At 72.5% G+C, this 10421-nt stretch carries 11 protein-coding genes; all 11 read right to left on the minus strand.

The genetic code is table 11. The annotated features are described in order from the left end of the window. Positions 1 to 14 precede the first annotated feature (14 nt). The 11 genes from IO39_RS03585 to IO39_RS50225 all read right to left on the minus strand — a co-directional run bounded on the left by IO39_RS03585 (position 15) and on the right by IO39_RS50225 (position 10289). The gene (locus IO39_RS03585) at positions 15 to 650 is read right to left on the minus strand and encodes an ABC transporter ATP-binding protein (RefSeq protein ID WP_084772194.1); all 636 of its coding nucleotides are present in this window, start codon (positions 648 to 650) and stop codon (positions 15 to 17) included. After that, a complete protein-coding gene (locus tag IO39_RS50215) occupies positions 643 to 2439 on the minus strand; it encodes a hypothetical protein (protein WP_052422399.1) in 1797 nt (598 codons plus the stop codon). The genes IO39_RS03585 and IO39_RS50215 overlap by 8 nt, the downstream gene beginning before the upstream one ends. Positions 2440 to 2449: 10 nt before the next feature. Continuing rightward, positions 2450 to 3373, minus strand: coding sequence for a hypothetical protein (locus IO39_RS03595; RefSeq protein WP_157547857.1), 924 nt, complete (start codon positions 3371 to 3373; stop codon positions 2450 to 2452). 33 nt (positions 3374 to 3406) lie between these two features. Continuing rightward, positions 3407 to 4303 (minus strand): hypothetical protein, encoded by an 897-nt coding sequence (locus tag IO39_RS03600; RefSeq protein ID WP_157547859.1) that lies wholly within the window; start codon positions 4301 to 4303, stop codon positions 3407 to 3409. Next, the gene (locus tag IO39_RS03605) at positions 4300 to 4530 is read right to left on the minus strand and encodes a hypothetical protein (protein ID WP_043615635.1); all 231 of its coding nucleotides are present in this window, start codon (positions 4528 to 4530) and stop codon (positions 4300 to 4302) included. The genes IO39_RS03600 and IO39_RS03605 overlap by 4 nt, the downstream gene beginning before the upstream one ends. Positions 4531 to 4600: 70 nt before the next feature. Next, entirely contained in the window at positions 4601 to 4798 is a 198-nt protein-coding gene (locus IO39_RS52225; RefSeq protein WP_281199905.1) for a cellulose binding domain-containing protein, read from the minus strand. 19 nt (positions 4799 to 4817) lie between these two features. Next, positions 4818 to 5996 carry an ABC transporter permease gene (locus IO39_RS03610; protein ID WP_043615918.1) on the minus strand — a complete coding sequence of 393 codons (1179 nt, stop codon included), beginning with the start codon at positions 5994 to 5996 and terminating at the stop codon, positions 4818 to 4820. Between the two features lie 37 nt (positions 5997 to 6033). Further along, the gene (locus IO39_RS03615) at positions 6034 to 6708 is read right to left on the minus strand and encodes an ABC transporter ATP-binding protein (RefSeq protein ID WP_043615638.1); all 675 of its coding nucleotides are present in this window, start codon (positions 6706 to 6708) and stop codon (positions 6034 to 6036) included. Next, positions 6701 to 8443, minus strand: coding sequence for a peptidoglycan-binding protein (locus tag IO39_RS50220; protein ID WP_052422401.1), 1743 nt, complete (start codon positions 8441 to 8443; stop codon positions 6701 to 6703). Before IO39_RS50220 ends, IO39_RS03615 begins: the two co-directional genes overlap by 8 nt. Further along, positions 8444 to 9343, minus strand: coding sequence for a hypothetical protein (locus tag IO39_RS03630; RefSeq protein ID WP_043615641.1), 900 nt, complete (start codon positions 9341 to 9343; stop codon positions 8444 to 8446). A 34-nt stretch (positions 9344 to 9377) separates the two neighbouring features. Further along, a complete protein-coding gene (locus IO39_RS50225) occupies positions 9378 to 10289 on the minus strand; it encodes a hypothetical protein (RefSeq protein ID WP_052422402.1) in 912 nt (303 codons plus the stop codon). Positions 10290 to 10421 lie beyond the last annotated feature (132 nt).

Here is a 10421-nt window from a genome sequence, read left to right on the forward strand (position 1 = left end):
GCCGGTCAGCCCGATCAGCGTCGACTCCAGCAGGAACTGGGCCGCGATGTGCCGCGCCGAGCGAGCGGCGCCGCCTCGGTGTTGCGGCTGTCGAGGTTGCCGGTCGGCTCGTCGCACAGCAGCAGCGACGCGCCTCCCAAGAGGGCCCTGGCGATGGCCGCGCGCTGGCGCTCGCCCCCGGACAGCCGGTTCGGCGCGAAGCCGGCCCGGTGTCCGAGGCCGACCCGCTCCAGCGCCGCCAGGGCCCGCTCCCGCCTGCCCTTGCGTCCCCGCCTGCCGTAGACCTCGGCGAGCATGACGTTCTCCACCACGCTGCGGTGGGAGAGCAGGTGGAAGGACTGGAAGACGAAACCGATCCGGTCGCCACGCAACCGGGTTCTGGCTCCGTCCGGCAGCGTAGTGGTCTCCACGCCGTTCAGGAGGTAACTACCGGAAGTAGGGCGATCCAGCAGCACCACGACGTTGAGCAACGGGGACTTGCCGGAGCCCGGCGGGCCGACGATGGCCAGGTAGTCGCCCTGATCCACGCGCAGCGAGACCTCGCGCAGGGCGCGCACCGGCGGCTGCCCGGGGAACTCCCTGGACACCCGCGTCAGCTCGATGACGGCCCGGTCCGGCTCGCCCCGGCCACGAGCGCGCCGGTCAGGCATCGCTGACCACCACCCGGTCGCCCTCCTTGAGCGCCCCGCTGACCTCGACGTTCCCGTCGGCGGTCAGGCCGGTGCGGACCTCGACGTCCCGGATCCTGTCCTGGGCGTACTCGACCCGCACCCGCGCCCGCCCGTCCGCCGACGTGATCACCGCGGCCACCGGCACGACCAGCACCGGCTTCTCGGTCGCCCCCACGGTCACCCGCACGGTCACCGCCTGGTCGGCCCGCAGCCCCTTGCCCGAGGACGGTGTGAGCAGCACCGGCGTGGAGCCGGCCGGGACCTCCTCCGCGCCGGGCACCTTCGCCTTCTCGCCGACCGCGGTGAGCCTGGCCGGGTACGTCCGGCCGGTGTCCAGCTCGATGCCGGCCTTCATGCCCGGCCGCAGCAGCTCCGACTCGGCCGCCTCGACCGACCCGCTCACCGTGAACGTCGAGCTGGTCACGGTCGCCACCTCGGCCTCGATCCGCTGCCCCGGCTTCACCGACACCTTCCGCACCCGGGCGGGCATCTTCGGCAGGAACACCACCTCGCCCGGCGGGATCGAGACCCCGTACGTGCGGGCGTACTCGGCGAGCAGGTCCTTGGCCGCCGCCACGTCCTTCCTGGCGTTGGCGACCTTCAGCCGGGCGGGGGAGAGCTGCCTGGCCTGCCGCAGCGCCTGCTCCGCGCCGACCGCCGCCTCCCGCGCGGTGCGCACGGCCTTGCGCAGCTCCGCCAGCCGGGTCTTCCTGGCCTCGGCGGCCTCCCGGAGCGCCAGGTCGCGCGCCTCGTGGGCCGCCGCCAGGTCCGCCCTGGCGTGGTCGGCCTTCAGCTCCAGCAGGCTGGTGTCGACGGTCGCGGTGGGCCGGGGAGCGGCCGTGGCCGTCGGGACGGCGGTCGGCGTTCCGGTGGGCCCGATCGTCGGCTGTGTCGTCGGCTGTGTCGTCGGCTGTGTCGCGGGCGGGTCCGGCCGGGTCAGGGCGTCGCGCAGGGCCTGCTCGGCCTCCAGCAGCCGCTCCTCGGCCGCCCGCACGGCCGCGTCCGCCGCCGCCAGCTTGGCCTCGTCGGCGGGCGTCAGCTCGCGGGACTCCGCCTCGGCCAGCGCGGCGCGCGCCGCCTTCAGGTCCTTGGCGGCGTTGTCGCGCCTGACCTTCAGCGGCAGCACGTCGCGCCCCTGGTCCAGGGCCTGCTTGGCGGTCGCCAGGTTCTCCTCGGCGGTGCGCACGGCCTTGCGCAGCGTGTCGTACGTCTGCCGGTCGGCCAGCGTGGGCTGCTGGGCCTCGTACCCCTTCTTGGCGTACATCCTGGTCACCGGCGCGATCGTGGCCGGGTCGAAGACGCCCGTGGACGGGGCGGCGTGGCCGAGCCTGCGCAGGGCCCGCTGCAACTGCCGCACGTCGTCCCCCTCGCTGCCGGGGGTGATCGTGCGGTGCATCGGCACCGTGCCGCGCAGCGCGAACACCGGGCGGCCGTTGACCTCCATCAGCACCGCGCCCTCGGCGATCCGGCCCTTGCGCGGCGCGCGGGTGGCCCGCTGCTGCTCCGCGGCGCCGCCGAGGGCGCCGCCGACCGCGCCGGCCAGGGTGATCGGCAGCGGGGAGCCGTACTCCAGGGTGCCGCTCAGCGCCACCGTGCTGACCAGCTTGCGGCGTTCGACGGCGGCGGTGACGAGCGAGGCGGGCGGCGCGGCGCGGCGGGCGGCCTCGTCGGCGGGGGAGCGCAGCCGGGCGCCGACCGCCCAGCCGGCGCCCGCGATGACGACCACGCCGGCCACGACGCCGGCGAGGAGCCTGCGTGGGGACTTCATGAGGGGCCGGTCAGAACGCGAACTGGTCGTTGACCTGCCGCTGGAGCGCCGTCTCCCTCGGGATGAAGGCCGCGTAGAAGTCCTTGCCGCACTCGAGGTCGTCGAGAGCGGCCTTGACCTCCCTGTCCATGTACGGCTTGGCCTGCTGCGGGGTCAACGGCACCATCTGGACCTGCTTGGTGTCCTTCGTCATCTTCGGCCCCATGGGCTTGTCGCCCTCCTGCTGCTCGGCCAGCCGGTCCTGGAGGTCCAGGAACTCGTTCACGCCGCGCTTGCCCATGGCCGTGGGCTTGGTGTCGCTGACCTTGTAGCCCTTGCCCTTGAGGCAGGTGGCCATGGCCCCGGCCAGCTCCACCAGCTTGGGGTCGCCGTCGAGCTCGGCCGCCTTGACCCGCTTGTGCGCCAGGGTGACCTGGCTGAAATAGTCGATGTTCGACTTGATGGTCAGGCCGAGCACCTCCTTGCCCGCCGCGGCCACGCACGCGTCCTTGGCCTTGTGGTAGGCCTCGAGCTGGGCGCGGGAGAGCGAGCCGGCGATCTTGATGTTGGGGTCGGGGTGCGGCATGGTCGTGCCCGGGCCCATGACCTCCTTGGGGTAGGCCTGCGAGGCGAAGACCCCGAAGCCGTACTTCGCGCGATGTTTCTTCATCGCCTGGTAGTCGCCGGAATCGCGCTTGCGCTCTTCCTCGTCCGCGGGCTCGGTCGGCTTGACGTACGGGACGTACTTGAAGCCCTTCTGCTTCATGCAGTCGGCCTTGGCCGCCTCGAACTGGTGCCGCTTGTCCTTGGCGGCGGCCGGGCTCGCGCTCTGGCTCTGGCTCTGGCTCTGGCTCGCGGCGGTCACGGTGCCGGCGCTCTCGGCGGCGCCCCCGCAGCCGCAGAGCACGACCGCCGAGAAGGACACGGCAAGGGCCAGACGGGATGTCTTAAGCATGCCGGAGACCATACTCCGTTAAACGAAGCATGGTCAATCCAGGCAGTGCCGCCGCTGCCGGTACGGCACGAACGCGGCGGCCGTGCCGAGCAGGCCGAGGATGCCCGCGTACGCCAGGTGCTGCCGGCCGAGCTGCTCGGCATGGAAGGCCAGGTCGCCGAGGGACACCAGCAGATAGACCCCGCAGGCCAGCGCCCAGCGCGGGTCGCGCGCCAGGTAGCCGCCGGCCACCGCCAGGCCGAACAGCGCCACCTCCACGGCCATCCGGCTCAGGCTGATGGAGTACGCCGTCTCCTCGCTCATCCACTGCGGCCCGGCCCACGCCACCGGCAGCACCGCCGCCCACCACCACCACGACCTGGCCCGCACCGGCCGCCGCGCCGACGCCACCAGCACCAGGCCGATCAGCACGACCGCGTAGCCGGCCGCCACCGGCAAGGGATCGCTGCCCTCGAACAGGGCCTGGCCGGACAGCGCGTTCGGGTAGACCGGCAGCGGGGTCACGTCGGACCACTGCCGGCCGGCGGCGAGGCCGACCGCCTTCACGCCGGTGAGCAGGGTGAGCCCGAACGCCGTACGCGGCAGGCCGCGCAGGATCGCCAGCAGCGCCAGCGCCGACAGCAGCGTCCACAGCGGCAGCTCCTGCGCGTACGGCAGCAGCGCGGCCAGGTTGACCACCGCGACCGCCGTCACGCCCAGGTGCAGCCCGCCCACCCGGGCGCTGCCGGTCGCCTGGTGCGCGATCCGGCTGCGCACCCCACCGACCAGCAGCCCCCACGCCTCCCTGAGCACGGGCACCCTGCGGCCCGGCGCGGCCTCCTCCAGCAGCACGTCGAGCAGCTCGTCCCCGTGCTGCCGCCGGTAGGCGCGCGGATAGGCCAGCAACAACCTGCGATAACGCCGTTCGAGAGGGCCCGCGGGCGTCGTCATGCGCCGGACGGGCGCAGGACCAGGGCGGCCGCCTCCTGCATGCGCCTCGCCTCGGCCTCGACCAGCGCCTGGCCCTCGTCGGTGATCCTGAAGTAGCGCCGGTTGCGGCCGTTGACCGTCTCCTCGCGGTCGACGTTGCTGATCGCGTGTCCGTGCAGCGGGCCCGCGCGGAGGGCGGTGAGCACGAAGTACATCGGCTCGCTGACTTCGGAGGTTCCCCTGGGCATGGGGACGACAGTATTCCGTTCAACGAAGTGTCCGCAACGCCCAGGGGACCGCCGCTACGCCGCTATGCCGTTACGAGCAGCGCGCGCCGTTGAGGTGGAACACCTCGGGCGCCGGGTTCGGGCCGGAGGCGTTGGTGCCGTTGAAGCCGAACGTCACCTTCTGCCCCGGTCTGATCTTGCCGTTCCAGCCCAGCGCCTTGGCCGTCACCACCGGGAACGACCAGCGCAGGCTCCAGCCTTCCAGGGTCTTGCCGCCGGTGTTCTCGATCGTGACCTGCGCACCCGGCTCAGCGCAGCGCGTCCACGGGCTCCATCCGGGCCGCGCGCAGCGCCGGGTAGAGCCCGGCCAGCAGGCCCACCACGGCGCCCGCGACCGGGGCCCCGACCGCCAGCCGCAGGTCCAGGAGTGGCGTCCACTGCTTGGCGGCCGACACCGCGACGACCGTGACGATGCCCAGGGCGGCGCCGATCACGCCGCCCGTGAGCCCGATCAGCGTCGACTCCAGCAGGAACTGGGCCGCGATGTGCCGCCTGGCGGCGCCGAGCGCGCGGCGCAGGCCGATTTCGGGCACGCGCTCCATCACGGTGACGAGCGTGACGTTCGCGATGCCGACCGCGCCGACGACGAGCGAGACCAGGCCGAGGATCAGGAAGAGCGCGTTGACGTCGTCCTGCGCCTTGTCACGTGCCCTGGTCGGGCTGGGCGGGGCTACCACCTGCAACATGTCGCCGCTCCCCGGGCTGAGCGCGGCGGGCGCCTGGCGGGTGATCAGCCCGGCGGCGCCCAGGCTCGTGTTGACCAGCACCCTGGTGACGTCCCGCAGCCCGAACTGCCTGCCCACGGTGGGCGGCACGAGCACGGCGGTACTCAGGTTGCGCTCCCGGCGCAGGTCGCCCAGGATCCCGATGACCGTGTACGCGTGCTTGCCGATGAAGATCGCCGGTGCCCGGTCGAGCCGGGTGACGCCGAGCATCTTGGCCGCCTGGTCGCCGATCACCGCCACCCGGTCGCGCCGCCGGATGTGGCCGACGTCGTAGAACCTGCCTGCCACCATCCTGCCGCGCGCCGCCTCGGGCAGCCCCGTCGTCGCGGCCAGCACGCTGAGCGACTGCGTGGTGACCCTCGTCGGGTCCACGATGTCGTTGGAGCGCACGAACACGTTCGCGCCGTCCTTCGACTCGGCCACCGCCGCGGCGGACTCCACGCCGCGCAGCCTGGTCAGCCGGTCGATCGCGGTCCACTCGACGAGCGGAGCCTGCGGCGATTCCGGCACCTCGACCGTGATGGCCGTGGCCACCAGCTCGTCGAAGCGCCCCACGATCTGGTTGCCCGCGGTGGCGGCCACGCCGAGTGTGATGACCAGCGTGGTGATGCCGAGCACCGTCCCCAGCGTGGTGAGCGCCGAGCGCACCGGCCTGGCGAGCATGCCGACCACCGACTCCCCGAGCAGGTCGCGCACGTGCATCACTCCTCCACCTCTCCGCCGGAGCCGCCGGCGCGCATCATTCCTCCACCAGCACGCCGTCGGTGATCCGCACGCGCCGCCCGGCCCGCCGGCTGACCTCCTGCTCGTGCGTGATGACCACGATCGTCAGCCCCTGCCCCCGCAGCTCGTCGAACAGGTCCAGCACCGCCTCCGTGTTGCGGCTGTCGAGGTTGCCGGTGGGCTCGTCGCACAGCAGCAGCGACGGCTCGCCCATGAGGGCCCTGGCGATGGCCGTACGCTGGCGTTCGCCTCCGGACAGCCGGTCGGGCGGGAATCCCGTCCGGTGGCCGAGGCCGACCCGCTCCAGCGCCGCCAGGGCCCGCTCCCGCCTGCCCCTACGCCCCTGACGCCGGTAGATCTCGGCGAGCATGACGTTCTCCACCACGCTGCGGTGGGAGAGCAGGTGGAAGGCCTGGAAGACGAAGCCGATCCGGTCGCCGCGCAACCTGGTCCTGGCCCCGTCGCGCAAGGTCGTGGTCTCCGTGCCGTCCAGCCGGTAGCTGCCCGAGCTGGGCCGGTCGAGCAGACCGAGCACGTTCAGGAGTGTGGACTTGCCGGAGCCCGACGGGCCCACGATGGCCAGGTAGTCGCCCCTGTCCACCCGGAGCGTGACGCCGTCGAGCGCGCGGACCGGCGGTTGCGCGGGAAACTCCCTGCCGACGTCCACCAGCGAGATCACCGGTTCAGGCACTGCCGACCACCACCCGGTCGCCCTCCTGGAGCGCGCCGGTGACCTCGACGTTCCCGTCGGCGGTCAGGCCCGTACGCACCTCGACCTCCTTGGTCTTGTCGGTGGCGTACTCGACCTGCACCCGCGCCTTCCCGTCCGCCGTCGTGACCACGGCGGCCACGGGCACGACCAGCACCGGCTTCTCGGTCGCCCCCAGCGTCACCCGCGCCGTCACCGAGGTCCCGGCCTTGAGCCCCTTCGTCGAGGCGGGCGTGAGCAGGACGGGCTGTGCCCCGGCCGCGGGCTCCTCGGCGCCGGGCATCCTGGCCTGGTCGCCGACGGCGGTGAGTGTCGCCTTGTACGTCTTGCCGCTGTCGAGCTCGATGCTCGCCGCCATGCCCACGCGCAGCAGGTCGGACTCCGCCGCATCGACCGACCCGGTCACCGCGAACGCCGAGCTGGTGACCGTGGCGATCTCCTTCTCGACCTGCTGGCCCGGCTTCACGGACACCTTCTCCACCCGCGCCGGCAGCTTCGGCAGGAACACCACCTCGCCGGGCGGGACGGAGGTCCCGTACGTGCGCGCGAACTCGGCCAGCATCTCCTTGGCCGCCGCCACGTCCTTCCTGGCGCCGGCCACTTTGAGCCTGGTGGGGGAGAGCTGCCTGGCCTGGCGCAGCGCCTGCTCGGCCGTGGCCCTGGCTTCCTTCGCGGTACGCACGGCCTTACGCAGCTCCTCGAGCTGCTTGTCCCTGGCCTGCCGCGCCTCCTCCATGGCCCGCCCGCGCGCCTCCTGGGCCGCCGCCAGGTCCGCCCTGGCGTTCTCGACCTTCATCTCCAGCAGGCTCGTGTCGGCGGGGGCGGTGGGCTGCAGTGTGACGGTGGGCTGCAGTGTGGTGGTGGGCTGCGGTGTGGCGGTGGCTCCCGAGGTGGGCGGCTTCCTGGCCTCGGCCAGTGCCTGCTCGGCCTCCGCGAGCTTCTCCTCGGCCGCGCGCACGGCCGCGTCCGCCGCCGCCAGCCTGGTCTCGTCCTCGGGCGTCAGCTCCCGCGACTCGGCCTCCGCCAGGGCGCGCTCCGCCGACTTCAGGTCCGCCTTCGAGTGGGCGAGCCGCATCTTCAACGGGCGCACGTCACGCCCCTGGTCCAGGGTCTTCTGCTCGGCCGCCAGGGTCTCCTGAGCGGTCTGTACGGCCTTACGTAATGTGTCGTACTGCTGCCGGTCGACCAGCGTGGGCTGCTGGGCCTCGTACCCCTTCTTGGTGTACATCCTGGTGACCGCCGCGACCGTGGCCCGGTCGAACACGCCCGTGACGGGTGCGCCGTACCCGAGACGGCGCAGGGCCCGCTGGAGCTGCCGGACGTCGTCCCCCTTGGTGCCGGGGGCGATCGTGCGGTGCATGGGCACCGAACCGCGCAGCGCGAACACCGGGCGGCCGTTGACCTCCATCAGCACCGCGCCCTCCTTGAGCTTGCCCCGGCGCGGCGCGCGGGTGGCCCGCTGGAGCTCGGACGTGCCGCCGACCACCCCGGCCAGGCTGATCGGCAGCGGCGAGCCGTACTCCAGCGTGCCGCTGACCACCACGGTGCTGACGAGCTTGCGGCGCTCGACGGCGGCGGTGACGAGCGAGGGCTTGGGCGCGGCACGGAGGGCCGCCTCGTCGGCGGGGGAGCGCAGCCGGGTGCTGACCGCCCACCCCGCCCCGGCGACGAGCACGACGCCGGCGATGGTGCCGGCGAGGAGCCTGCGTTGCTTCATTCACATGCCGTACTGCTCGTTGACCTGCTGCCTGATCGCCGACTCCTTCGGGAGATAGGCGGGGTAGAAGTCCTTGCCGCACTCCAGGTCGTCGAGCGCGGCCTTGACCTCCTTGGCCAGATACGGCCTGGCCTGCTCAGGGGTGAGCGTCGGCGCGTAGATCATCGGTGCCTCGTCCTCCTTGGGCGCGGGCGCGACGTCGGGCACATCGTCCATCTGCGCTCTGCCCAGCTTGTCCTCCTGGGCGAGGAACTCCTTGTGGCCGCGGTCCGACATGCTCTTCGGCGTGGCGTCCGCGATCGCGTAGCCCTTGCCCTTCAGGCACGTGGCCATGGCGGCGGCCAGTTCCACGAGCTCGGGGTCGCTGTTGACCGTGGTCCTGACGACCCGGTTCGAGGCCTTGGACATCTCCCTCATCAAGTCCGTGCCCTGCTTCAGATCCAGGCCGAGGAGCTGGTTGGCCGTCGTGATCTCGCAGGCCCCCATCGCCTTCCGATACGCCTGCAGCTGGGCCTTGGAGAGCGAGGACTGGATCTTCCAGTTGGGGTTGACCTCGCCGGGGTCATCGGGCTTGACCTGAGGGTTGCCCAGCTCTTTGGGGTAGACGTGCATGGCGAAAACCCCGAACCCGTTTTTTTCGCGAAATTTCCGCATCGCCTGGTAGTCGCCCGCCATCCGGCGGCGCCCCTCTTCGTCCTCCTTCGGCTCCGGATATACGTACGGGACGTACTGGAAGCCCTTCTGCTTCATGCAGTCGGCCTTGGCCGCTTCGAGCTGGGGCTTCTTGTCCTTGGCTGCCCCCGCGCCCGGAGAGGGCGGGGCGGCGCTCTCTGCGGCGCCCCCGCAGCCACAGAGGACGGCCAGGGCGAGCAGCGCAGCGGGCAGCGTCTTCCTCGTCATGGCGATTGACCATACTCCGTTCAACGGAGTATGGTCAATCCAGGCAGTGCCGCCGCCTCCGGAACGGCGCGGAGGCGGCCCCGAGGGTCAGCACGGTCAGCACGCCCCAGTAGGCCAGGTGCTGCCTGGTCAGCAGATCGGCGTTCACGCTCAGCTCGACCGATGTCACCAGCAGGTAGATGCCCGACGCGAGCGCCCACCGGTGGTCGCGCGCCAGGGAGCAGCCCGCCACGGCCAGTCCGAGCGCCGCCGTCTCCACCGCCATCCGGCTCAGGCTGAGCTGGAATATCGTGCCCTCCTCCATCCAGTGAGGGCCCGCCCACGCGACGGCCACCACGGCCGCCGGCCACCACCATGACCGGGTCCGTGGCGCCCGCCGTCTTCTCGACATGAGCACCAGCAGCCCGAGCAGCACCACCGCGTGCGCGAAGGCCACGGCGAAGGGGTCGCTGTCCGCGAACAGGGCACGGTCGGTGAGGAACGACGGGTGCACCGGTATCAGCGTCAGGTCGAACACCTGCCAGCCGCCCGCGAGCGCGACCGCCTTCGCGCCCGTGACGAGCGTGAGCAGGAACGCCGCCGGCAGCCGTCCGCGCAGGACGGCCAGCAGGGCGAGGGCCGACAGCAGCGTCCACAGCGGCATCGTGCCCGTGTAGGGGAGCAACGCCGCCAGGTTCGCCGCCGCCACGGCCGTGATGCCCAGGTGCAGGCCGTCCTGCCACGCACTGCCCGTCGCCAGGTGGACGATGCGGCTGCGCACGCCGCCCATCAGCAGGCCCCAGGCCTCCCTGAGCGCCGGGACCGTCCTGCCGGGGTCGGCCGACTCCAGCAGGACGTCGAGCAGCTCGTCGCCGCGCGCCGCGCGGTACTTCCTCGGGTACGCCAGCAGCAGCCTGCGGTAGCGGCGTTCGAGTGCGGTCGTGGGCTGGGGCGAGGTGGCGGTCATGTGCTGGGGCGCAGCACGAGCTGGGCGGCCTCGTGCATGCGCCTCGCCTCGGCCTCGACCAGCGCCTGGCCCTCGTCGGTGATCCTGAAGTAGCGCCGGTTGCGGCCGTTGACCGTCTCCTCGCGGTCGACG

The organism is Nonomuraea candida (genome assembly GCF_000725485.1).
In the GTDB taxonomy this organism is placed as follows: Bacteria; Actinomycetota; Actinomycetes; order Streptosporangiales; family Streptosporangiaceae; genus Nonomuraea; species Nonomuraea candida.